This window comes from Leclercia sp. LSNIH8 (genome assembly GCF_002920195.1).
Taxonomy (GTDB): Bacteria; Pseudomonadota; Gammaproteobacteria; order Enterobacterales; family Enterobacteriaceae; genus Enterobacter.
Map to the genome: position 1 here is coordinate 518,279 of NZ_PQJY01000002.1, position 22,359 is coordinate 540,637.

21 protein-coding genes and 4 pseudogenes are annotated in these 22,359 nt (G+C 55.0%); 12 read left to right on the plus strand and 13 right to left on the minus strand.

All coding sequences use genetic code 11. The annotated features are described in order from the left end of the window. The 11 genes and pseudogenes from trx-GI to C3406_RS25980 form a co-directional block, all read right to left on the minus strand. Window positions 1-441: a heat resistance system thioredoxin Trx-GI gene (gene trx-GI, locus C3406_RS07425; RefSeq protein ID WP_000786815.1), complete on the minus strand. Its 441-nt coding sequence runs from the start codon at window positions 439-441 to the stop codon at window positions 1-3. Beyond that, on the minus strand, window positions 431-1,576 hold the full coding sequence (locus C3406_RS07430) for a hypothetical protein (RefSeq protein WP_016154557.1): 1,146 nt from the start codon (window positions 1,574-1,576) through the stop codon (window positions 431-433). The genes trx-GI and C3406_RS07430 overlap by 11 nt, the downstream gene beginning before the upstream one ends. A 79-nt stretch (window positions 1,577-1,655) precedes the next feature. Beyond that, window positions 1,656-2,267: a heat resistance membrane protein HdeD-GI gene (gene hdeD-GI / locus C3406_RS07435; protein ID WP_001090779.1), complete on the minus strand. Its 612-nt coding sequence runs from the start codon at window positions 2,265-2,267 to the stop codon at window positions 1,656-1,658. Window positions 2,268-2,356: 89 nt separating this feature from the next. Further along, window positions 2,357-3,244 (minus strand): heat resistance protein YfdX2, encoded by an 888-nt coding sequence (gene yfdX2 / locus C3406_RS07440; RefSeq protein ID WP_016154558.1) that lies wholly within the window; start codon window positions 3,242-3,244, stop codon window positions 2,357-2,359. Between the two features lie 102 nt (window positions 3,245-3,346). After that, complete coding sequence (gene yfdX1 / locus C3406_RS07445) at window positions 3,347-4,261, minus strand: heat resistance protein YfdX1 (RefSeq protein ID WP_016154559.1); 915 nt, start codon at window positions 4,259-4,261, stop codon at window positions 3,347-3,349. 22 nt (window positions 4,262-4,283) lie between these two features. Next, window positions 4,284-4,742, minus strand: coding sequence for a small heat shock protein sHSP20-GI (hsp20-GI, locus tag C3406_RS07450; protein ID WP_001275372.1), 459 nt, complete (start codon window positions 4,740-4,742; stop codon window positions 4,284-4,286). Window positions 4,743-4,829: 87 nt separating this feature from the next. Further along, a pseudogene (locus C3406_RS26790) lies at window positions 4,830-5,054 on the minus strand (hypothetical protein); the annotation flags it as partial. Next, complete coding sequence (clpK, locus tag C3406_RS07455; protein WP_016154561.1) at window positions 4,970-7,819, minus strand: heat shock survival AAA family ATPase ClpK; 2,850 nt, start codon at window positions 7,817-7,819, stop codon at window positions 4,970-4,972. The pseudogene C3406_RS26790 and the gene clpK, both read right to left, overlap by 85 nt. A 105-nt stretch (window positions 7,820-7,924) precedes the next feature. Beyond that, a complete protein-coding gene (gene hsp20 / locus C3406_RS07460; protein WP_000350435.1) occupies window positions 7,925-8,494 on the minus strand; it encodes a small heat shock protein sHSP20 in 570 nt (189 codons plus the stop codon). Window positions 8,495-8,528: 34 nt separating this feature from the next. Further along, window positions 8,529-8,810: a helix-turn-helix domain-containing protein gene (locus C3406_RS07465; protein ID WP_060617813.1), complete on the minus strand. Its 282-nt coding sequence runs from the start codon at window positions 8,808-8,810 to the stop codon at window positions 8,529-8,531. A gap of 218 nt (window positions 8,811-9,028) precedes the next feature. Continuing rightward, window positions 9,029-9,292 carry a hypothetical protein gene (locus tag C3406_RS25980; protein WP_001295708.1) on the minus strand — a complete coding sequence of 88 codons (264 nt, stop codon included), beginning with the start codon at window positions 9,290-9,292 and terminating at the stop codon, window positions 9,029-9,031. Window positions 9,293-9,306: 14 nt separating this feature from the next. Between C3406_RS25980 and C3406_RS25985 the strand changes: the two genes are divergently transcribed. The 6 genes and pseudogenes from C3406_RS25985 (at window position 9,307) to C3406_RS26800 (ending at window position 12,673) form a co-directional block, all read left to right on the plus strand. Beyond that, on the plus strand, window positions 9,307-9,570 hold the full coding sequence (locus C3406_RS25985; protein ID WP_001247776.1) for a transposase: 264 nt from the start codon (window positions 9,307-9,309) through the stop codon (window positions 9,568-9,570). Further along, window positions 9,515-9,679 (plus strand): annotated as a pseudogene (locus C3406_RS07475) (transposase domain-containing protein); the annotation flags it as partial. The gene C3406_RS25985 and the pseudogene C3406_RS07475, both read left to right, overlap by 56 nt. Window positions 9,680-9,896: 217 nt before the next feature. Further along, window positions 9,897-11,105 carry an IS256 family transposase gene (locus C3406_RS07485; RefSeq protein WP_016154562.1) on the plus strand — a complete coding sequence of 403 codons (1,209 nt, stop codon included), beginning with the start codon at window positions 9,897-9,899 and terminating at the stop codon, window positions 11,103-11,105. 96 nt (window positions 11,106-11,201) lie between these two features. After that, a pseudogene (locus tag C3406_RS26795) lies at window positions 11,202-11,411 on the plus strand (hypothetical protein); the annotation flags it as partial. Window positions 11,412-11,456: 45 nt separating this feature from the next. Beyond that, the gene (locus tag C3406_RS07495; protein WP_016154089.1) at window positions 11,457-12,437 is read left to right on the plus strand and encodes an IS5-like element ISKpn26 family transposase; all 981 of its coding nucleotides are present in this window, start codon (window positions 11,457-11,459) and stop codon (window positions 12,435-12,437) included. Next, window positions 12,419-12,673, plus strand: coding sequence for a hypothetical protein (locus C3406_RS26800; RefSeq protein WP_305955147.1), 255 nt, complete (start codon window positions 12,419-12,421; stop codon window positions 12,671-12,673). The genes C3406_RS07495 and C3406_RS26800 overlap by 19 nt, the downstream gene beginning before the upstream one ends. On the opposite strand, the pseudogene C3406_RS07500 reads toward C3406_RS26800, so the two are convergent. Together C3406_RS07500 and C3406_RS07505 are read right to left on the minus strand one after the other, a co-directional pair. After that, window positions 12,575-12,820 (minus strand): annotated as a pseudogene (locus C3406_RS07500) (dihydrodipicolinate synthase family protein); the annotation flags it as partial. The gene C3406_RS26800 and the pseudogene C3406_RS07500 sit on opposite strands and share 99 nt — an antisense overlap. Window positions 12,821-12,840: 20 nt before the next feature. Next, on the minus strand, window positions 12,841-13,536 hold the full coding sequence (locus C3406_RS07505; protein ID WP_019077727.1) for a B3/B4 domain-containing protein: 696 nt from the start codon (window positions 13,534-13,536) through the stop codon (window positions 12,841-12,843). Between the two features lie 63 nt (window positions 13,537-13,599). Here C3406_RS07505 and C3406_RS07510 point away from each other — a divergent pair, with 63 nt between their 5' ends. The 6 genes from C3406_RS07510 to C3406_RS07535 all read left to right on the plus strand — a co-directional run bounded on the left by C3406_RS07510 (window position 13,600) and on the right by C3406_RS07535 (window position 22,342). Beyond that, window positions 13,600-14,181 carry a helix-turn-helix domain-containing protein gene (locus C3406_RS07510; protein WP_103829359.1) on the plus strand — a complete coding sequence of 194 codons (582 nt, stop codon included), beginning with the start codon at window positions 13,600-13,602 and terminating at the stop codon, window positions 14,179-14,181. A gap of 62 nt (window positions 14,182-14,243) precedes the next feature. Next, complete coding sequence (locus C3406_RS07515) at window positions 14,244-14,705, plus strand: GNAT family N-acetyltransferase (RefSeq protein WP_019077728.1); 462 nt, start codon at window positions 14,244-14,246, stop codon at window positions 14,703-14,705. Between the two features lie 268 nt (window positions 14,706-14,973). After that, a complete protein-coding gene (locus C3406_RS07520) occupies window positions 14,974-16,683 on the plus strand; it encodes a class I SAM-dependent DNA methyltransferase (RefSeq protein ID WP_048785447.1) in 1,710 nt (569 codons plus the stop codon). Beyond that, window positions 16,673-18,031: a restriction endonuclease subunit S gene (locus C3406_RS07525; protein ID WP_048785445.1), complete on the plus strand. Its 1,359-nt coding sequence runs from the start codon at window positions 16,673-16,675 to the stop codon at window positions 18,029-18,031. Before C3406_RS07520 ends, C3406_RS07525 begins: the two co-directional genes overlap by 11 nt. Next, window positions 18,024-19,211, plus strand: a complete 1,188-nt coding sequence (locus C3406_RS07530) for a DUF4268 domain-containing protein (protein ID WP_048785443.1) — start codon at window positions 18,024-18,026, stop codon at window positions 19,209-19,211. Before C3406_RS07525 ends, C3406_RS07530 begins: the two co-directional genes overlap by 8 nt. Next, window positions 19,211-22,342 carry a type I restriction endonuclease subunit R gene (locus tag C3406_RS07535; RefSeq protein ID WP_016154565.1) on the plus strand — a complete coding sequence of 1,044 codons (3,132 nt, stop codon included), beginning with the start codon at window positions 19,211-19,213 and terminating at the stop codon, window positions 22,340-22,342. Before C3406_RS07530 ends, C3406_RS07535 begins: the two co-directional genes overlap by 1 nt. Window positions 22,343-22,359: the final 17 nt, after the last annotated feature.

Below are 22,359 nucleotides of genomic sequence, written 5' to 3' on the forward strand. Positions count from 1 at the left end.
TCAGCGTCCCACTTGCGTCGACGTCCAGCGCACGATGTCCTGCGCGCCCATCACGCCGGCCTGACGGGCGATCTCCCGCCCACCCTGGAACAGGGCGAGCGTCGGGATGCTGCGGATACCGAACTGCGCGGCCAGGTGGGGCTCAGCCTCGGTATTCACCTTCGCCAGCCGGATCCTCGGTTCGAGCTGGTGCGCCGCTTGCTGGAACTGTGGCGCCATCATCTTGCACGGCCCGCACCATGGCGCCCAGAAATCGACCAGCAGCGGCAGATCGCTGCGCTCCACGTGGCGCGAGAACGTCGCCGTGGTCAACTCGATGGGCTCGCCCGTGAACAAGGGCTGCTGGCAGCGGCCACAGTTGGGATGTTCCGATAGCTTCGCAGTCGGTACGCGGTTGATGGACTGGCAATGCGGGCAGACGAGGTGAAGATCATTCTTCATGGTTCGCCTCCTTGGACCACAGTGAGGCTGCCTCGCTTCGGGTCACAGACAATGCTGACCAATCAACGCCTTGGAGCCAATCGTTCCCGTTTTTGCTTACTCCGGCCTCTTCCAGATGAGCAGCGATGAATGCTTCGGCCTGCATGAGCCACCTTCGGGCAGCATCTTCCTTACTAGGAATCAGCAGGATTTCAGAGACGCTGCTGGCATTCAGCCCGTCCACACGGATAAGCAGAAAAATGCGCCGCCACAAACGCGGCATGTCCTTCAGCAGGTCAAATGCAAAAGCGAACTCGCTCGACCGATCAATCAGCTCCTCCTGTTCCGCGATCGTTGCGACATCGGGATGCTGACTGCCAGCGAAAATATCGGCCAGCTTGAGTGTGTCATCGTGCTGATAAAATTCGAAGATTTCCTCTTCCACCATGGCCTCGGCCACGTCTTGGGCATCCGGTTCGACCGGCGCGTCCAGAGAAACGGATTCGCCAAATTGCCGGCTGCTTGCCACTTCGTTATCCAGGACGGCGAACAGATGCTTCAAAAGACCGGTGTAAGCCTCTTTTTCCCCCGGCACGGATTGCCATTCCACCTTAGCTCGGACAATCGCTTCATCCACCACGTCGCGCAGCGTCGGATAATCGCGCGGTAAATCGCCGACGGCCCGCAGATAAGCCAGCTCACGCCTTGCGACAGCCTCAAGTTTCGACAGTAGAGGCATTCGGGTCACCTCGGCCTCATGGGCGGCTGATGCGGGTTTTGCGGCAATCCGCACCTTGAGCTCGCGCAAGCGCTCGCGTCGTGCTTTGCGCTTGATTTGATCCTGAGCATGCAGTCGGTCAAAATGCTTCTTGGCCTGACGGAACAACGACTGTGCGAGCATCTGCGCGAGGGGCGTCAGCTCGTTATGTGATGCAGTAACGCTGACAATCTTTTTGCCGGGCAGGTGCATATAGCCACTGGCCAGAAATTGCCGCTTGATCTTGTCGCGATCAAGGACGATTTGAAGTCGCGCTGAATCTTTAGTGTGTTTGTCGAGCAATGGCTTGAGGGCGTGCTCGATCACATTTCCCAAAGCTCTCTGCCAAGGTTCATGAAACTCTTTGTCGATAGCTCGATAGCTATATTGTATCTGCATGTATGACTCCTTCGATGTCATTTCTACGGAGGCATGAATCGAGGATGCTCATATCCATAGATTTTGGTTTGGCACGCTCTTACCCCAGGCGCGTTTTGCGAAGACTCCAACTCAAGAACAAAAGCGTGACGCCATAGACTGCCGCATGGAAACCCAACAGCCAGCCTGCGGCCACGAATGACTCGACCGGACGGGTAAAAAATATCCACAAGACGATAGCACCAAGGATAATCGAGAGCAGTCCACTGAGGGCAAGCCAGATTTCACCCTTGATTTCCCGACGCAGCCGAACGGCGGCGGATATCTCCAGCACACCGGTGAAAATCGCCCAGAAGCCCACGCTAGCCCATAAAAAAGAAGCCAAGACTATCGTGGCGACCCAAGGAGCAACCAGGACGACGACGCCCGTAAGTATGCCGACAATGCCGCTGAACAGCAGCCAGCCCCAGCGCTCTTTTTTCTGGATATGGCGCACCGCTGCAAACAAGTTGAACGCGCCATTGACCAAGGAAAATGCGCCGAACATGATGGTCATGGCCAACAGAGCCGATTGTGGCATCCAGAACGCGAGGGCTGCAAAAATCAATGCCAAGACACCGCGCAGCACAAAAAGCCACCAATTTTGGCTCAGCGAACACAGTGCTTTGGTGGGGTCATCCGCATTGGAATTGGCGATGGTGTCTGTGTTCATGCAATATCTCCTAAAGATCTATACAAAATAAAAAATCAAACACTCATGGGACAAGAGAGGGGGCGCTATGCGCCCCCTCTCCAGCGGTTTCAGAACAACTTGGACAGTTTTGCCTTGACTTCATCGAGCCAGCCTTTTCCGCAGCCTCCCCCTCCCGTCTTTTCCTTGATTTTCTTGAGTTCAGCGTACAGGGGCTCAAAGTCCTTCCTTTTTCCATAGCCCAGCAGTTCTGCCATTTCCAACTGCTGCCGGGCTTCGTTCAACAATGTCTCCAGGCGCTCATTGGATGCTTCGCTGCGCTGACCATCTTCTACCAGGGGCTCGGCGCGCTTCAGGAGCAGCTTCGCACGCAGGACGGGCAGCGGAAGCACGCTGCGCTCCTCGACCAGCGTGCTGAGCGCTGACTGCAGCGCGGCTTTGGCTTCTTCGATCTTGCCCTGATCGATCAGCGGCACGACTGCCTTCACGGCTGCGGGATAGGACGCCAAAGGGATGTTGGTGACCGTGATCACGATTTCACTGGCCAGCAAAGCCAGCACGTGGCGAGCCTGTTGCACCTCGCCATGTTTGAGGGCATCCAGCGCCTCGTCGGTCATCGCCTCAATGGTTTCCGTGTTGGCGAACAAGTCGTGCACGATGGTGCGCACATCAACGCCGGCCAGGGCGAGCGTGGGTTCGCGCGCGACGATCAGCTCCAGCTTTCCCGTCACTTCGGCCAGCGTTGCCAATGCGCGTGCAGTGTCCTTGCCGTCAAGTGCGGCCAGCGCGGATTTGGTCAGCGACAAGGCCGAGACTGCCTCATCGAGGACTTGTTTACGTTTGTCTGCCGCCTGTGAGTCCGTTTCTTTCTGAACCTCAGGCTGTACCTCCGTGACGACTTCAGGCTTGGACTCTGGACTGACAGGAAGGCTGCTTACCGCGGCCTGTTCGTTTATTCCTTCGTTCGTCGCATTGGGATTCGGTGTTTGCTCATTCATGGTGATATGCCTCGTATGAGATAGTGAAAATAGGCGAATCTATTGGGGCTGAATGCGAACATCGCGAGACTGACCGGCAGAGCAGTCAGCCCCTTCATCACCTCAAAACAGCTTTTGGATGCGCGTCTTCAACTCGTCGAACCATCCCTTGCCGCTTTTGCCACCAGCCGACTTTTGCTCAATGGACTTCACCTGATCGAAGATGGGTTTGAAGTCCGCCTTCTTGCCATAACCCAGGATCTGCGCCATCTCGATCTCCGTGCGCACGGACGACAGCAAGGTGCTGAGCTCCTCGTTCTGCTTGGCATCGCGCCTGTCGGTCTCGGCCAGCTTTTCAGCTTTTGCCATCGCGGCTTCGGCCCGTAGCACGGGCAGAGGAAAGGCGACCGAGGTCACCACCAGCGTGTTCAGTGCTCGGACGAGTTCCGCTTTGGCGTTGTCGATCTCGCCGCTGTCGATGAGCCGTGCGGCCGACTTGATCGCTGCCGGGTACGTTGCCATCGGAAGGTTGTCGGTTTGGATTACGATTTCGCTGGCCAGATTGGCAACGATGGGCCGGGCCTTTTGCACCTCGCCATCACCCAACAACTCCCGAGACAACTTGACCGCTTTCTTTACCGATTCCACGTTGGCGTGGATATCGTGGGTGATGACGCGTACATCGACCGGCGCTAAAGCAAGTTTGGCGTCGCGTGCCAATACCAGTTCCAGCTTTCCGCTGGCCAGTTCCAGCGCAGCAAGCGCCTCCTTGGTCTTCTTTGCATCAAGGAGGGTCAAAGCCTCCTGGGTCTTGGTGAGCGCCGTGATGGCGTCTTGAGTGAGCTCGGCACGCTTTTTATCGGCTTCCCGGGCGGCCTTGTCATCTACCTGTGGCTGTGCCGCCTTGGATGCGGCAGAGGGTGCTGCAGCACCTGGGCTAGAACCTGCCGCCGATTGGGCCAGAGCCGGTCCGCTCAGTCCGACGACGACCGCCAGGGCAAGTGCGGAGAAGGTGTATTGTGGCTGTTTGATATTCATGATCTTGGGCTCTTGGTTGAAGTTAGTTGACTGAGATTTCAATCTGTTTCGGTTTGGCTTGCTCGGCCTTGACAAGCCGCACTTCCAGCACGCCGTCTTTCATGGAAGCCGTCACCTTGGTCGGATCAACGTTGTCAGGCAAGACAAAGCTGCGCACAAAGCGGCCATACGCACGTTCGATGCGGTGGAACTTCTTGCCCTGCTCCTCTTTTTCCAGTTTGCGCTCGCCGCTGATGGTGAGCACACCGTTTTCCGCGCTGACGCGCACGGCATCCTTGGGGACCTCCGGCAGATCCAGCTTGAGGAGGAATGCGTTCTCATCCTCGCTGATGTCCGCCATTGGTGCCCAGTCCGCCGTGGTCATGGCTTCGTTGCCGGTACGGGCGCCCTGTCGCTGGGGTATTCGTCCGAACATCGTCGCCAGGCGGTTTTGCAATTCATCCAGTTCCCGGAAGGGGTCCCACGGAGTCAATGCAGACATATCGGTTCTCCTTGAACAATGCCGACGAATTGGATGACGCACTGAACAGAGCCGTCAGTTTACTCTGAATGGCACCTACTACTGTTTTCAGTTCCGAACAAGTCCTTGAGTCAATTGACGGATATCGCTTTCGTCGAGCGTTTCCCGCGCCAGCAGCTCGCGCGCACAGCGCTCCAGCACCGCGCGGTTGATGTCGAGAATCCGGTAGGCGTGCTCGAACACGCCCATCACGATGCGTCGCTCGCCGACTTCTTCTTGCGCGAGCCTTTGCCAGCGTCGCCGTGCGGCGTCTCGGTCGCCTTCGCGACATCCGGCTGCTCCGGCTCGGCCGGGGTCTGCGGTAGCTCTTTGCGTTCGAACACCACGCGTTCGGCCTTGTCGTCCCAGCGTGCGCTGGCGTGATCGCCCTTGCCGATGCTGCCACCGAGCATCTCGCGCGCCAGCGCAGTTTCCAGCTCGCTGCGGATCAGGCGCTTGAGTTCACGCGCACCGAACTCGGGTTTGTAGCCTTCTTCCGCGAAATGGTCGATCAGCGTCTGATCGAAAGTGAGCGTCACGCCCTGGCTGGCGGCGCTGCGCGCCACGCGATCGAGCTGCAGGCCGACGATGTGGCGGATCTCCTCCTTGCCCAGCGCATGGAAGACGATGATCTCGTCGATGCGGTTGAGGAACTCGGGCCGGAAGTGGCCGCGCAGCACGTCCATGACCTCGGCCTTGGTCTTTTCGTACTCCTCGTCGGCCGCCCCACGCGCCTTCAGCCGTCGCTGGATGATGTCCGAACCCAGGTTGGACGTGGCGATGATGATGGTGTTGGTGAAATCCACCACCCGGCCCTTGCCGTCGGTGAGGCGACCGTCGTCGAACACTTGCAGCAGGATGTTGTAGACGTCAGGGTGTGCCTTCTCGATCTCGTCGAGCAGCAGCACGCTGTAGGGCTTGCGCCGCACCTTCTCGGTGAGCTGACCGCCTTCGTCGTAACCGACATAGCCCGGAGGCGCGCCCACCAGCCGCGCCACGGTATGGCGTTCGCCATATTCCGACATGTCGATGCGCAACAGGGCGTGCTCATCGCCGTAGATCGATTCGGCCAATGCCTTGGCGAGCTCGGTCTTGCCCACCCCGGTCGGGCCCAGAAACAGGAAGGTAGCCACCGGTTTGCTGCCTTCGCGCAGGCCGGCGCGGGACAGCCGCACGGCATCGGCCACGGCACGGACCGCCTCGTCTTGTCCCACCAGGCGCTCGTGCAGCCGTTGTTCCAAGTGCAGCAGCTTTTCGCGCTCTTCCACCGTCAACTCGTTGACCGGGATGCCGGTCAGGCGCGAGACGATCTGCGCCACGTGTTCCGCCTTGACCTCGGCACTGCCGGAGGCCCGCTCCCGCTCCCAGTTCTCGACGAGCTTCTTGAGCTCGGCCTCCTTGGCTTCGATGCGCTTGCCGAGCTCGGCGGCCTGGTCGTACTGCTTGCGCGCGGCCACGTAATCCTGTTCACGCCGCAGCTGGTGCAGTTCGGACTCCAGCTCCTGCACGGCCACCGGCCGGGCCGTGGCCGACAGCTTGACGCGCGCGGCCGCCTGGTCGAGCAGGTCGATCGCCTTGTCCGGCAGGAAGCGCGCCGTGATGTAGCGGTCGGACAACTCGGCCGCCGCGATGATCGCGTCCTCGGAGATGCTGACCTTGTGGTGCGCCTCGAAGGTGTCGCGCAGGCCGCGCAGAATCATGATGGCCTGGGCCACCGTCGGCTCGGGCACCGTCACCGGCTGGAAGCGCCGCTCCAGTGCGGCATCCTTCTCGATGTATTTCTGGTACTCGTTCAGCGTCGTGGCGCCGATCAGGTTGAGTTCACCGCGCGCCATCATCGGTTTGAACACGTTGGCCACGTCCAGCCCGCCTTCGCCACCGCCCTGGCCGGCACCGACGATGGTGTGCACCTCGTCGATGAACAAAATCAGCTCGCCCTGGTGCTCGGTCACCTCCTTCAGCACCTTCTGCACGCGCTCCTCGAACTCGCCGCGATATTTGGCGCCGGCCACCATGGCGTTGATGTTGAGTTCCACCAGGCGCTTGTCGCGCAAGGTCTCGGGCACTTCACCCGCCACCATGCGCTGCGCCAGCCCTTCGACGATGGCGGTCTTGCCCACACCCGGCTCGCCGATCAGCACCGGGTTGTTCTTCTTGCGCCGGGCCAGCACCTCGATGGTGGTTTCGATCTCCTGCGCGCGGCCGATCACCGGGTCGAGCTTGCCGTCGCGCGCCATCTTGGTCAGGTCGCGCGAGTACTTGTCGAGTTCTGGCGTGTTGGTCGGCGTCTCTGCGCGTCCATCCTCGGCGCCCTTGCCGACCACCTTGCTGACCTGTTGGCGCAGCGCCTGCGGCGTCAGGCCGTAGCGGCGCAGCAGGTTGGCGGCCAGCCCTTCGCCTTCCTCGGCCAGACCGATCAGGAAATGCTCTGGACCGACATAAGAATGGCCGAGTTCATTGGAGGCCACGAAGGCGCGGCTGAGCGCATCCTTCACGCGCGGCGACACGCCGATCTCGCCCTCGAAGGGCTTGTCCCCGCGCTTGGCCTCAGACTCGATCTGCCGCTTGAGGTCATCGACCTTGATCTTGAACTGACCCAGGATGGTCTTGACCACGTCGCTGTCGGCCAGCGCCAGCAGCAGATGTTCGGTATCCACCTCGGAGCGGCCAAATTCGGCAGCGTGTTTGGCGGCCTCCTGCAACAAGGCTTCCGACTGTTCGCTGATGCGGCTGGCCAGCCCACTGCCGCGACGGCGCGGTGCACCCGAACCTGCGGCGGCGGGCTCGCCAAACGAGGCATCGACCACGTCATCGGTATCGGCGGCAACTGGCGTCGCGTCGTCGCCGATGCGGAAGAAGTCACTGCCGAGGAAGTCCTCGAACAGGCCGCTGCGCGAACCGAACAAGGCTTCCAGCGGCGAAACGGTGCGCTTTTGCTGGCGCACTAATTGCCGGTAATGGTCGTCGCACAACAGCATGGTGCTGTGACGACCGTTGAGATTGGCTTCCACCCGCACGGTGGCGGGTTGGCCGCAGACCTGGCATTGTTTTCTGGCCATGCTGATGCTCCTTAGAAGGTTGAAAAGGTTGAGGCGACGAGGCATCGCGAGCCGCGACACCTCGTCTCGGGCCGGGTTTTTCTTGTGACGAACGAGCCGGCGACGTCAGCCGTTGATCGGGATCGAGCGTCCCTGCTTCGGCGCACTGACCTCGCGCTTGTCGATCGTGACCGTGAGCACCCCGTTCTTGAACGATGCCTTGATCGAATCCTGGTTGGCGTCGTCAGGCAGGTTCAAGGCACGCTGAAAGCTGCCGTAGGAGCGCTCCACACGGTGGAAGCCACCTTCCTTCTTCTCCTGTTCCTGGCGCTTCTCGCCACGCACCATCAGCACGTCGTTGTCGAGGGTGATCTGGATGTCCTTCTCCTCGACACCGGGCACTTCCAGGGCAATCTTGTACTGCTTGTCGGTTTCCTGGATGTCCAGGGCCGGCTTCAGCATGCCCGACCAATCGGATGGCCACTGCGGCATGTTCAACGCCGGAAAACCGAAGCCCCGGAATGCGTCATCGAACAGCCGGTCGATTTCCCGATGCAGTTGCAGGATCGGGCTGACTGGCCCGCTCGCCGCTGGCAGGTCATTGCGCTGCACCGGCAGGGAAGAGGCGGTCTGCTGCTCTTGCTGCTCGTTCTTGAACCAGTTCCAGGGAGCCAACTTCTTGAAATCGATGTCCATGTCATACCTCCAGAAAAATTGGAAAACGAGTTACTCAAGCCCTTTGCCTGCTGCGACGGGCAGTGCGCCCAGGCGACACGGGCTGCTCGGATGACTTCTGCTGTTCACGCTTGCGCATCACCTCCTTCTTTGCTCCGGCTCGGGTCTGATCATTGATGCACTGATCGATTTCACTTTGACGAAGCCGCCACGTCCCGCCCACCTTGAAAGCCGGAATTTCCCCGTGTGCGGCGAGCCGATAAAGCGTCCGCTTGCCGACTTTCAAGTACACAGCCAATTCATCGAGCGTGAAAATCACCTGTAGGTGCGCTTTCATCTCACCCTCTCCAATCGCGTCGCTTTGCGGTTCCGGCCAAGGAAATCCTTGCAATACTAGGCCTACCATGAAAAACTTCAAGAGTCAAGAGTCAATGTGCAGCGTTCTCCCGCCCCATTGATGCAGGTCAACTGCTCAGGCAAGGCACAGGGGGGCGGCCTGATCAGGCAATGGACAGCGCCTGGCTCCTCAGCCTGCGTGTGCCACAGGTGCCTCGATCAAACACCGATCCTCACGTTGTAGCCGAGTGCCCGCAGCCCCTTGCTTGTCTGCATGTTCCTTGGCGGAAACTCGTCTGGGCGCGCCCAGACGACGATTTCCCCGAGGCTGCTCAGGCCAACGTGCGGAATTGCCCAGTCGTCGCTGCGGATGGCGTTCCAGAGTCGGGCCGAAACACTTCCGTTGCCCCAGACAACGTAGTTCAACAGTATCCGTCCGGCCAACACACCTTCCCGACACCGCCGCCGAAGGCCATGGCCCATCAAGCGGATTTTCCATGCGCCCTCAGCGCCGTACCTACAGCAAATCTTTCAAGGCCCAGGTCATTCAGGAGTGTTCTGAACCCGGTGCCTCCATCGCAAACATCGCCTTGGGCTACAGCCTCAATGCCAACCTCGTCCACAAATGGATTCGCCTGCTTACCCAGAAAACCACGGCTATCCAGCCAGCGTTCATCCCGTTGCCTTCTCAAATGCTCGGCGCGGGTTCGCATGCTCAAGCGCGCTGCTGCGATCATGAGTTTGATCCAGTCGGCCCGTAATAATGGGCACGATCCGTATGCCTATCTCAAGGATGTGCTGAGACGGTTGCCGACGCAGCGAGCTAGTGAGATTGCAGAGCTGCTGCCGCATAGGTGGCATCCGGCATAGTCGCGCAAGATGGTTTGCCCGCATGCTTACGTTCAACAGCTCAAGCACCGTCCGCCCTTCGCGGGATCGTTGCCGCCAGAGCCACACGCCGAACTTTTCCACCTTGTCGTCGCCGGCCTGCGGTCAGTCAGGCAAGCCCAGGTGCGAGCCTGTACATATATTTGTGTAATTGCCTGATTTTGATATGTTCAATTCAACATCAAATGAAGGTTAAATTATGGACGACAAACAATTGCAGGCTCTGGCTAACGAACTGGCCAAAAATCTCAAAACCCCTGAAGATCTCAGTCAGTTCGATCGCCTGCTCAAGAAAATCAGTGTTGAGGCTGCTCTCAACGCTGAACTGACTCACCATCTGGGACATGATAAAAATCAGCCCAAATCGGGAACCAACTCCCGTAATGGCTATTCCACGAAAACCGTCACCACTACCGACGGGCCGATGGAATTACGTACTCCACGTGATCGTGATGGTTCCTTCGAACCACAACTGGTGAAGAAAAATCAGACCCGCATTACCGGCATGGACAACCAGATCCTGGCGCTGTATGCCAGAGGGATGACTACCCGCGAAATTACCTCAGTCTTCAAAGAAATGTACGATGCAGACGTCTCTCCGGCGCTGATATCGAAAGTCACCGATGCCGCAATCGACCAGGTTGTAGAATGGCAAAACCGTCCTCTGGATGCGATTTATCCCATTGTTTATCTTGAATGTATTGTCCTGAAAGTACGGCAGGACAGCCGGGTTATCAACAGAGCGGTGTTCCTGGCTCTGGGTATTAACCTTGATGGTCAGAAAGAGCTGCCAGGTATGTGGCTGGCCGAAAATGAAGGTGCAAAGTTCTGGCTGAATGTACTGACGGAACTGAAAAATCGCGGGCTGAACGATATCCTTATCGCCTGTGTGGACGGCCTGAAAGGCTTCCCGGAAGCGATTAATGCCGTCTACCCGGAGACGCAGATCCAGTTGTGCATAGTACACATGGCACGCAACAGCCTGCGGTTCTTGGCGTGGAAAGACTATAAAGCGGTAACCCGTGACCTGAAACAGGTTTACCGCGCAGCCACGGAAGAAGGCGCGTTGCAGGCGCTGGATGCGTTCGGGAAGGAATGGGATGCACGGTACCCGCAGATAAGTCGCAGCTGGCGGGCAAACTGGCCGAATGTTGCCACCTTCTTCGTGTATTCGGAGGCGATCCGCAAGGTTATCTACACCACTAACGCAATCGAATCGCTGAATAGCGTCATCAGACATGCGATAAAGAAACGGAAAGTGTTCCCGATAGATGAATCGGTGAAAAAAGTGATGAGGCTGGCTATCCAGTCAGCCTCACAGAAATGGACGATGCCACTTCAGGACTGGCGGATAGCCATGAGTCGCTTTATTATCGAGTTCGGTGACCGCCTTGACGGTCACTTCTGAGAAAGGCATTTACACAGAATGGTAAACAGGCTCATTCATACAGGGACAGCGGTAGAACAATACAGCCTGAATGGTGATTCTCTGCAAGCGGGAGCGCTTCGTGATTCTGCTACATCATCCCTAACCAGTACCAATAGTGCGCCATCGTACAACCTTTCACCTGTATTCAATCTAAATCTTGAAGCGTCTGTTCCGCTCATTATCGCCAGCGATAGCTCAAGATTGAGTGATTACATTGATTTCCAGGCGAGAGCCTCACAAGCCAGTTTTACACAGTCGCTAAGGAAGGTGCGAACAAGTTCCTGATATGAGATCATCATATTCATCCGGAGCGCATCCCAGAGGGACATCATGAGCCATCAACTCACCTTCGCCGATAGTGAATTCAGCACTAAGCGCCGTCAGACCCGAAAAGAGATTTTCCTCTCCCGCATGGAGCAGATTTTGCCATGGCAGAATATGACCGCTGTCATCGAGCCGTTTTATCCCAAGGCGGGCAATGGCCGACGGCCCTATCCGCTGGAGACCATGCTGCGTATTCACTGCATGCAGCATTGGTACAACCTGAGCGACGGTGCCATGGAAGATGCCCTGTACGAAATCGCCTCCATGCGCCTGTTTGCCCGATTATCCCTGGATAGCGCCCTGCCGGATCGCACCACCATCATGAATTTCCGCCACCTGCTCGAGCAGCATCAACTGGCCCGTCAATTGTTCAAGACCATCAGTCGCTGGCTGGCCGAAGCAGGCGTCATGATGACCCAAGGCACTTTGGTGGATGCCACCATCATTGAGGCACCCAGCTCTACCAAGAACAAAGAGCAGCAACGCGATCCGGAGATGCATCAGACCAAGAAAGGCAATCAGTGGCACTTTGGCATGAAGGCCCACATTGGTGTCGATGCCAAGAGTGGCCTGACCCACAGCCTAGTCACCACCGCGGCCAACGAGCATGACCTCAATCAGCTGGGTAATCTGCTTCATGGAGAGGAGCAATTTGTCTCAGCCGATGCCGGCTACCAAGGAGCGCCACAGCGCGAGGAGCTGGCCGAGGTGGATGTGGACTGGCTGATCGCCGAGCGTCCCGGCAAGGTAAAAACCTTGAAGCAGCATCCGCGCAAGAACAAAACGGCCATCAACATCGAATACATGAAAGCCAGCATCCGTGCCAGGGTGGAGCACCCGTTTCGCATCATCAAGCGGCAGTTCGGCTTCGTGAAAGCCAGATACAAGGGGCTGCTGAAAAACGATAACCAACTGGCGATGTTATTCACCCTGGCCAACCTGTTTCGGGTGGACCAAATGATACGTCAGTGGGAGAGATCTCAGTAAAAACCGGAAATAACGCCAGAAATGGTGGAAAAAATAGCCTAAATAGGCTGATTCGATGTGTTTGCGGGAAAAAAATCGGCCCAGATCCGCGAAATTTTAATCAGCGAGTCAGCTTGGGAAGAAATGACCTGCTTATTCGCACCTTCCCTGACTGCCCCCACACACACCATAACAGGGATATCCCCAGCAACCTGTTTTGCCAGAGTCGCGACACGTTTGCGCTGCTCCGGGGTTAGATAGGCGTAGCTACCGGTAGACCCCAGAATACCCATTGAATCCACCCGTGCCGTCGTAAGGCGGGCCAAAATATTATTGAATCCCTTTTCATCGACGCCGTTGGCGGTAACAGGGGTCATAGGGAAAGCAGACAAGTCGGTGAACATGGTGTTTCTCCTCAATGGTATTACGGTTGTTGCTCTTCAATGAGAGTTACGTCAACCCGCAGACCTGGCATCATTGCTTCGAGGCCATCGGTCAGCATCTTCCCGGCTTCGTGAAGTTTTTCCAGTGGCATTTGCGGCAGACTCTCCAGAATAAACCACATGTACTGTGCTTCCACATCTAAGCGGGTTCTGACTCCTTGTCGCCAGTTCCAGCGACGGCAGGTCACACCGGCATCATCACGCCAGATAACTTCACCTTGCGAAGGATATTCAACGGCGATTTCACCCTCTTTTACCGTATCAAACGGCTCAGTGCCTGTTGCCACAACGAGGCGTGGTAGCCCCTGATAGGCAGCAATGTTCTCGCCCCCCACCGGCACGGCGTAGCGAAGGCTAACGGCATTATAGAGATCAACGATGGGGTCAAGTGCTGGCATCGCGCCGTCACGTAATACACGCTTACGTAACGCATCAGCTGAACAAGGGGTGCGTTTAGGCTTAGCGCCAAACGTCTGAAAAATCTCAGCCCATGCAGCTAAATGCGATTCTGCCCACTCAGGCTCACCGACAAGAACCGCTTCACAAGCTTCTCTCAGCGCTGTTTCACCAATATCAGGGTTCAGCACCGGCGCAGCGTTTACATAGATACTGAGTGCCCGGAAACCGGGTGCAATACGATAAATTTCAGGGGCAATTGACGGAGATACTGTTAACACGGAATAATCCTGTAATGACCAATTTAAATCATGATAATGACCAATGACTAAAAAAGCAATTTAATGACCGATGCTGGTTCGATTGCCAGCACAGTAAATGAAGCTGTATCTCAGCGGATTAAGCTGTATCGCAAACAAAAAAAAATCTCCCTTGATGAACTCTCCCGCCGGGCGGGCGTCAGCAAGGGTGCACTGGTTGAAATTGAGGGGTGCCGGGCAAATCCCAGTATTGCTCTGTTGTGCCGCCTGGCCGTCGCGATGGGGGTTTCGGTGGCAGACTTTGTGGATGTCAGTTCGAAACCAACGGTGCATCTCATCGCTGAAGAGGAAATCCCCGAATTATGGCAAGGCGAAAAAGGCGGACGAGCCAGACTGCTTGCAGGATCAGGTGGCCCTGATATGACCGAGATGTGGATGTGGGAAATGCAACCGGGGGAAAAGTTTGCTTCCCCCGGCCACACAGATGGAACGCTTGAATTGTTTTACGTCCAGGAAGGCACACTCACACTGGGTGTACAAGATCACCTGTATCAAGTGAACACCAACTGTTCGGCAACCGCGAGAACAGACGTTGCGCATTGCTATGAAAACCGAGGAGCGAGCCCATTGGTGTTCATCATGACGGTACATGAGAAATCATCCTGAGAGTTACCCAACATACCGTTCGGTCCTGTCTCGTCACATATTCGTTTACAAGGAGTTAATCAGTGGATAACCCGCATCTCAGTTTTACTAAAGACCTGTTTACGGTCACAACCGATCCCGCCTTTTTTGAGCTGGAAGCCATTCATGATTACCTTTCGCAATCGTCCTGGGCTCCTGGTATTGATATAGAAACGGTCAGTGTATCTATCCAGAACAGCCTTTGTTTTGGCCTACTGGATGGCACAAGACAGATCGGTTTCGCCCGTCTGGTGACAGACTTTGCCACTTTTGGTTATTTGTGCGACGTCTACGTGCTGAACGACTATCAGAAAAGTGGCCTCGGTCGTTGGTTGATTGAATGCTGTCACGCCCATCCATTGATGTCACGCCTGCGACGGATAATGCTGGTCACTGACAGCGCCCCTTGGCTATACCAGAAAATGGGGTATCTCCCGTTGAACCGACCAGACTTTGTCTGGCAGATCAACCGACCAGACATGTATCGTAAAACCGAAGGTAAATGAAGACTGTTTGGAGAGTAATATAGACTGTCAATCCGTAGGGCTGAGCATCTGCTGCGGAATAATTTGGCATATTCGCGAGACAACGTTGAGACGTCTGCTTGAGGCCCGGAACTTAATGTCAACTTAGCCATAGCCCATCTTCCACTTCTTTGCGCTATCTCGTTTATGAACCTAGTCATTCCGGGTATCATTTTGCGATTAGCATTCCAAAACCAAATTTAAGATAGGCATGTTTGCACTATCGCTGCGATCGCCCCTGAGGATTTTCATGAACAACGCCGAACAACAGTTCCTGAACGAGCTGGATAACAAATTCTGGAAAGCCGCCGACAAGCTACGCGCCAACATGGATGCCGCCAACTACAAGCACGTGGTGCTGGGGCTTATCTTCCTCAAGTATGTGTCCGATGCCTTCGAGGCGCGTCAGCAGGAGCTAATCACCTTGTTCCGCGATGTCGGCAACCCGGACAACATCTATGCCATGTCGCGCGACGGTTACGACTCTGATGAAGAGTACGCACAGGCGATTGTGGATGAACTGGAGGTGGAAGATTACTACACCGAAAAGAACATCTTCTGGGTGCCGAAAGCCGCGCGCTGGGACACGCTGAAAAACAAAGCCATGTTGCCGACCGGCACCGTGCTGTGGGTGGATGAAACCACCGGCAAGGATGTGACGCTGCGCTCTGTGTCCTGGCTGGTGGATAACGCGCTCGATGAAATCGAAAAAACCAACCCGAAGCTGAAAGGTATTCTGAACCGTATCAGCCAGTATCAATTGGGCAACGAAGTGTTGACCGGGCTGATTAATACTTTCTCTGACGCCAACTTCAGCAACCCGGAATATAACGGCGAGAAGCTCAACTTAAAGAGCAAAGATATTCTCGGTCACGTGTACGAATATTTCCTCGGCCAGTTCGCGCTGGCGGAAGGCAAACAGGGCGGCCAGTATTACACGCCAAAAAGCATCGTGACCCTGATTGTTGAATGCCTACAGCCGTATAACGGCCGTGTGTATGACCCGGCGATGGGTTCCGGCGGGTTCTTCGTGTCCAGTGACCGTTTTATTGAAGAGCACGCGGGCGAGAAGCAGTACAACGCCGCTGAGCAGAAGCAGAAAATCTCCGTTTACGGTCAGGAATCCAACCCGACCACCTGGAAGCTGGCGGCGATGAACATGGCAATCCGTGGCATCGACTTTAATTTTGGTACGAAAAATGCCGATACCCTGCTGGACGACCAGCATCCGGATCTGCGCGCCGACTTCGTTATGGCTAACCCACCGTTCAACATGAAAGAGTGGTGGAGCGCGAAGCTGGAAAACGACGTGCGTTGGAAATACGGCACGCCGCCGCAGGGCAACGCCAACTTCGCATGGATGCAGCACATGATCCACCACCTGGCCCCTAAAGGTTCGATGGCATTGCTGCTGGCTAACGGTTCGATGAGTTCTAACACTAACAACGAAGGTGAGATCCGCCGCAACCTGATCGAAGCCGATTTGGTGGAGTGTATGGTGGCGCTGCCGGGTCAGCTGTTTACCAACACCCAAATCCCCGCCTGTATCTGGTTCCTGACCAAAGACAAATCCGGCGGCGACGGCAAAGCACACCGTAAAGGCGAAGTGCTGTTTATCGACGCGCGCCAGATTGGTTATATGAAAGATCGCGTGCTGCGTGATTTCACGCGTGAGAATATCGCCAAAATTGCCGACACCTTCCACGCCTGGCAGGCGGATAAAGACTATGAAGACGAAGCCGGGTTCTGCTTCTCGGCCACGCTGGACGATATTCAGAAAAACGACTTTGTGCTGACCCCTGGGCGCTATGTGGGTGCTGCCGAGCAGGAAGAAGATACTGAACCCTTTGCCGAGAAGATGGCGCGACTGACGGCTCAGCTTAAAGAACAGCTGGCAGAGAGCGCGAAGCTGGAAGCGCAGATTAAGGCGAACCTGGGGGGGCTGGGTTATGAGTTTTGAAACTCTTGAGAATTTATCAATAAAACTAATTGATGGTGATAGAGGTAAGAACTATCCAAAGCAATCTGACTTTTTTGATAGAAGTGATTGCCTCTTTTTATCTGCAAAGAATGTCACTAAAAATGGTTTTGAGTTCACAGATTGCTCTTTTATTTCAATGGAAAAAGATCATCAACTGCGAGCTGGAAAATTAGAACGGAATGATATTGTTCTTACTACTAGAGGAACGATAGGAAACTTGGCTCTCTATGATGAGTCTGTCAGCATAAGTAATGTCCGAATTAATTCTGGCATGATTATTTTGCGCCCAAACACAACGATGTGGAATCCAAGGTTTCTCTATTTTTTATTGAATTCAGATTTAGTTATACAGCAAATTTTGGCTCTAACTTCTGGATCTGCCGTTCCTCAGTTACCAGCGAGAGATCTTAAGAAATTTGTATTACCTGTCGTCCCTTTAAGTAAACAAAATAGGATCGTGGAAATAATAGGGGCGATTGTTGATAAGGTTCAGATAAACCGCGTAATCAACCAAACCCTCGAACAAATGGCACAAGCCCTGTTCAAAAGCTGGTTTGTCGATTTTGAACCGGTAAAAGCCAAAATGGCAGTGCTGGAATCGGGCGGTTCGCAGGCAGACGCGACGCTTGCGGCCATGTCAGCGATTTCCGGGAAAGATACTGATGCGCTGGAGGTTTTTGAGCGTGAACACCCTGAGCAATATGCCGAGCTAAAAGCCACGGCAGAACTTTTTCCGTCTGCAATGCAGGACAGTGAGTTGGGAGATATTCCTGAAGGGTGGTATTTACAACGATTTTCTAATATTGCGACACTTCATTACGGAAAAGCACTTAAAAAAACAGAACGTATAGAAGGACCTTATTCGGTTTATGGTTCAGGTGGCATCACTGGCTCACACAACAGTTATCTCGTTGAAGGTCCAGGTATTATAGTTGGCAGAAAAGGTTCTATCGGCACTCTGTATTGGGAGGATGGAAAGTTCCATCCAATTGATACCGTTTATTATGTCGAAAATAAAGAAGGTGTTCCACTAACCTATCTCTATTATTTAATGGGGACATTAAATCTTTCAAGTATGAACACTGATGCTGCTGTTCCTGGATTAAATCGGGATAACGTTTATCGGTTGGAAACCATAAATCCAGAAATAGCTATTTTGAATGAATTCAATAATCATGTGTCTGCGTTGAGAAATATGATTCAGAGAAATAAGAGTTCAACAGAAACTCTAACCCAACTCCGCGACACCCTGCTCCCAAAACTCCTCTCGGGCGAAATCACCCTGCCGGACGCCGAGCAGGCGGTAAGCGAGGTGGCAAATGTATAAAGTCGATAAGCCGACCAATAGCTTGCACTCTTTGCAAGAGGTGTCGTTTAGCAGCCTCGGTTATACCGAGCGCTATCACCTGCAGGAGTGGCTGGCAAAAAACCCCCAAGCACTGACCCGCGATAATGACGACGAACTGCTAATTATTCAGAAAGAATTCGCCGGTTTTGACGACACCAAAGAGCGGCTCGACCTGCTGGCTATCGATAAACAGCGCAACCTGGTGATCATCGAAAACAAGCTCGATGACTCCGGGCGCGATGTGGTATGGCAGGCGCTGAAATATGCAGGTTACTGCGCCAATCTGCGTAAAGAGCAGATCCTCGACATCTTCCAGCTCTATCTCGATAAATACGAACCGGAAGAGACCCGACCGGCGGCGGACGTGATGGCGGAGTTTCTGGAGTGTGAAAGCCTGGATGAAGTGCAAATTAACCAGAGCCGCACCCAGAGGGTGATGATGGTGGCGGCGAGCTTCCGCAAAGAGGTCACCAATACCGCGCTATGGTTGATGCAGTTTGGCCTGCGTGTGCAGTGCTTTAAGGTGAAACCATACAAATTCAATGACGATGTGTTCGTTGATATCCGGCAGGTGATCCCGACGCCGGAAGCGGAATCTTTCATGATCGGCATGGCGCAGAAGGAAGCCGAAGAGCAGTCCACCAGCGGCGAGCTGAAAACCCGCCATCTGCTGCGCAAAGCTTTCTGGACTAAAATGCTGGAGCGTCTGAAAGCCAGTTCCTGCACGCTGTACAAGAATATCAGCCCGTCAACAGACCACTGGCTTAGCGCCGGTTCGGGTATCAGCGCACTTTCTTACAATATGATTTTTAGTAAGAAAGAAACCCGCGTTGAGTTCTGGATTGCCAAATCCTCAGCGGAGAGCAACACCTTTGCCTTTAACTGGCTGTATGAGCGTAAAGCGGCGATTGAAGAGACATTTGGTCATGCGCTGAAGTGGGAACCGCTGCCAGGCAAAAAATCCTGCCGAATCTCCTTTGCCACACCTGCTACCAGCCTCGATGAAAGCAACTGGCCAGCGATGATCGACTGGCTGCTGGTCAACCTGACGGCGTTTGAAAAAGCGCTCGATCCTTTTATCGCCCCACTGAATATGGCACTGAAAGAGATTTCAAACGCGCCGGAAGAAGTGGAAGAGCCTGCGACAGAGGAAGCCTGATGCTGAGCGAAGACGATTTAGAACAGCAGTGCCTGCAATGGTTTGCTGAACAGGGGTGGGAAGTGCTGCATGGGCTAGATATAGCGCCGGATGGCGACAACCCGCTGCGTGCCTCCTTTCATGATGTGTTTCTGCGCCCGGTGATGCTGGAGCAGCTGCAAACCATCAACCCCCATCTCCCTGTTGTCGTGCTGGAAGAGGTGATACTGCGTATCGTCCATGCTCAAAGCCCGGACTTGGTCGTCAGCAACAAAGCCTTCCATCATCTGCTGCTCGACGGTGTGCCCGTTGAGTACAAGCAGGAAGACAAGGTTATCCACGATAAAGCGCTGCTGATGGATTTTAACCGCACCGCCAATAACCGCTTTATGGTGGTCAATCAGGTGGCGATTCAGGGCATAAAACAGGTACGTCGCCCGGATGTGATTGGCTATATCAACGGCCTGCCGGTGGCGGTGCTTGAGCTGAAAAGCCCGATTGATGCCAGTGCCGATATCTGGGCGGCGTTTAACCAATTGCAGACCTATAAAAACGAACTGAGCGACCTGTTTATCTGCAATGAAGCGCTGGTGGTGAGCGACGGGCAAAATGCGCGTATCGGCTCTCTGACCGCTGATGAAGAGCGTTTTCTGCCGTGGAAAACGGTGGCGAACGAAGATGATAAACCGCAGTTTCACTGGCAGCTTAAAACGGTAGTGCAGGGCTTCTTTAATAGCGAACTGCTGCTCGATTACATTCGTTTCTTTGTGCTGTTTGAAAACGATGGCAAACGGCTTATCAAAAAGATTGCCGCTTACCATCAGTTCCACGCGGTGCGTGAAGCGGTTGCGGCAACGATTGTGGCCTCTACCGGTAAACATCTTCCGCTGCGCAGCAACATTACCCCCGGCAGTAAAAAAGCGGGCGTGGTGTGGCATACCCAGGGCTCCGGCAAAAGTATCTCCATGTGCTGTTACGCCGGAAAGCTGCTGCAACAAACAGAGATGAATAATCCGACCATCGTCGTGGTGACCGACCGTAACGATCTTGACGGGCAGCTCTACGCCACGTTTTGCCAGGCGCATGATTTACTCAAGCAAACGCCGTTACAGGCCAACGACCGCGACGAACTGCGCGAGCTGCTCAACGCCCGTGAATCCGGCGGCATTATCTTTACCACCGTGCAGAAGTTTGCGCCGCTGGACAGTGAACAGAGCCATCCGGCACTTAACGTCCGCAGCAACATCGTGGTGATTTCCGATGAAGCGCACCGCAGCCAATATGGCCTGAGCGCCACGCTGGACCGGCAAACCGGGGCCTATAAATACGGCTACGCCAAGCATATGCGCGATGCGCTACCGAATGCGTCGTTTATGGGCTTTACCGGTACACCGATTGCGTCTGAAGATAAAGATACCCGTGCCGTGTTCGGTGATTATGTCTCGATCTACGATATTCAGGATGCGGTGGATGACGGCGCGACGGTGCCGATTTACTACGAATCCCGCTTGGCAAAGCTCGACCTGAACCATGAGGAGCTGGAAACGCTCTCCGATCAGGTGGATGAGCTGGTGGAAGATGAAGAGACCGGCCAGCAGGAGAAAACCAAAGGTGACTGGAGCCGTCTGGAAAAGCTGGTAGGTTCTGAGCCACGCATCAAACAGGTCGCGGCCGATCTGGTTCAGCACTTTGAAACACGCAATGCGGCGATGAATGGCAAGGCGATGATAGTCGCCATGAGCCGTGATATCTGTGTGAAGCTCTACAATGCCATCACCGAGATCCGCCCAGACTGGCACAGCACGGATGTCGAACAAGGGGCTATTAAAGTCATTATGACCGGCTCGGCATCGGATAAAGACCATCTCCAGCCACACATCTACAACAAGCAGACTAAAAAGCGCCTTGAAACTCGGTTTAAAGATTTAAACGATCCGCTCAAATTGGTTATAGTCCGTGATATGTGGCTGACCGGGTTTGACGCGCCGTGCTGCCACACCATGTATATCGACAAGCCGATGCGTGGCCACAACCTGATGCAGGCCATTGCGCGTGTTAACCGCGTGTTCCGCGATAAGCCCGGCGGGCTGGTGGTCGATTACATCGGCATTGCCAACGAGCTGAAGCAGGCGCTGAAAACCTATACCGACTCAAAAGGCAAAGGGCAGTCCACGGTCGATGCCCGGGAAGCCTTTGCCATTCTGCTGGAAAAAATCGACATTATTCATGGGATGTTTGCGCCCTCGGCAGGAAAACCCGGCTTCAGTTACGCAGGTTTTTCTCGCGACCCGTTAGCGTTCTTACGCGATGCGGTGAACTATATTCTGGGGCTGGATGATGGTAAAAAACGCTACCTCGATGTTTCGCTGGCGATGAGTAAAGCCTGGTCACTGTGTAATACGCTGGATGAGGCGAAACCCTTACAGGAGGAGTTCGCGTTTCTTTCGGCGGTCAGGGTGGGGCTTATCAAGCTCGATCCGAAGGCAAAGTTTAGCCAGTCAGAAAAAAACTCTCTGCTGAGCAAGATCCTCGATAACGCGGTTGTCGCGACCGGGGTTGAGGATGTCTTCGCACTCGCCGGGCTGGATAAACCGAACATAGGTTTGCTGTCCGATGAGTTTTTGGAAGAAGTGCGGGAAATGCCGCAGCGTAATCTGGCAGTGGAACTGCTGGAAAAACTGCTCAATGACGGCATTCATGCCCGTTCGGGCAATAACGTGGTGCAGCAGAAGAAATACTCCGACCGACTGAAAGCGGTGCTGCTCAAATACAATAACCGCGCCATTGAGACCGCGCAGGTGATTGAAGAGCTGATCCAGATGGCGAAAGCGTTCCAGGAGGCGATGGCGCGTGATGATGCGTTAGGGCTGACCCCGGATGAAATCGCCTTCTATGATGCGCTGGCTGAAAATGAAAGTGCAGTGCGTGAACTGGGCGATGATACGCTGAGAAAGCTGGCCATCGAAGTGACATTGAAATTGCGGCAGTCCACCACCGTGGACTGGCAGGTGCGTGAAAGCGTGCGTGCCCGATTGCGTATTCTGGTGCGCCAGACGCTGCGTAAGTATAAGTATCCGCCGGACAAAACGCCGGGCGCCGTGGAACTGATTTTGAAGCAGGCAGAAGTGGTGTCGAACAGCTGGACAGTCTAAAACGTTCATCGATTATC

Coding starts and splice junctions, on each gene's coding strand:
- C3406_RS25980 (WP_001295708.1), bottom strand. CDS start 9,292: ATGGGCCATGGCCTTCGGCGGCGGTGTCGGGAAGGTGTGTTGGCCGGA.
- C3406_RS07525 (WP_048785445.1), top strand. CDS start 16,673: ATGAGTTTTGAAACTCTTGAGAATTTATCAATAAAACTAATTGATGGT.
- hsp20-GI (WP_001275372.1), bottom strand. CDS start 4,742: ATGTCTGCATTGACTCCGTGGGACCCCTTCCGGGAACTGGATGAATTG.
- C3406_RS07465 (WP_060617813.1), bottom strand. CDS start 8,810: ATGAAAGCGCACCTACAGGTGATTTTCACGCTCGATGAATTGGCTGTG.
- C3406_RS25985 (WP_001247776.1), top strand. CDS start 9,307: ATGCGCCCTCAGCGCCGTACCTACAGCAAATCTTTCAAGGCCCAGGTC.
- C3406_RS07520 (WP_048785447.1), top strand. CDS start 14,974: ATGAACAACGCCGAACAACAGTTCCTGAACGAGCTGGATAACAAATTC.
- trx-GI (WP_000786815.1), bottom strand. CDS start 441: ATGAAGAATGATCTTCACCTCGTCTGCCCGCATTGCCAGTCCATCAAC.
- C3406_RS07485 (WP_016154562.1), top strand. CDS start 9,897: ATGGACGACAAACAATTGCAGGCTCTGGCTAACGAACTGGCCAAAAAT.
- C3406_RS07430 (WP_016154557.1), bottom strand. CDS start 1,576: ATGCAGATACAATATAGCTATCGAGCTATCGACAAAGAGTTTCATGAA.
- hsp20 (WP_000350435.1), bottom strand. CDS start 8,494: ATGGACATCGATTTCAAGAAGTTGGCTCCCTGGAACTGGTTCAAGAAC.
- yfdX1 (WP_016154559.1), bottom strand. CDS start 4,261: ATGAATATCAAACAGCCACAATACACCTTCTCCGCACTTGCCCTGGCG.
- C3406_RS07530 (WP_048785443.1), top strand. CDS start 18,024: ATGTATAAAGTCGATAAGCCGACCAATAGCTTGCACTCTTTGCAAGAG.
- C3406_RS07495 (WP_016154089.1), top strand. CDS start 11,457: ATGAGCCATCAACTCACCTTCGCCGATAGTGAATTCAGCACTAAGCGC.
- C3406_RS07535 (WP_016154565.1), top strand. CDS start 19,211: ATGCTGAGCGAAGACGATTTAGAACAGCAGTGCCTGCAATGGTTTGCT.
- hdeD-GI (WP_001090779.1), bottom strand. CDS start 2,267: ATGAACACAGACACCATCGCCAATTCCAATGCGGATGACCCCACCAAA.
- C3406_RS07510 (WP_103829359.1), top strand. CDS start 13,600: ATGACCGATGCTGGTTCGATTGCCAGCACAGTAAATGAAGCTGTATCT.
- yfdX2 (WP_016154558.1), bottom strand. CDS start 3,244: ATGAATGAGCAAACACCGAATCCCAATGCGACGAACGAAGGAATAAAC.
- clpK (WP_016154561.1), bottom strand. CDS start 7,819: ATGGCCAGAAAACAATGCCAGGTCTGCGGCCAACCCGCCACCGTGCGG.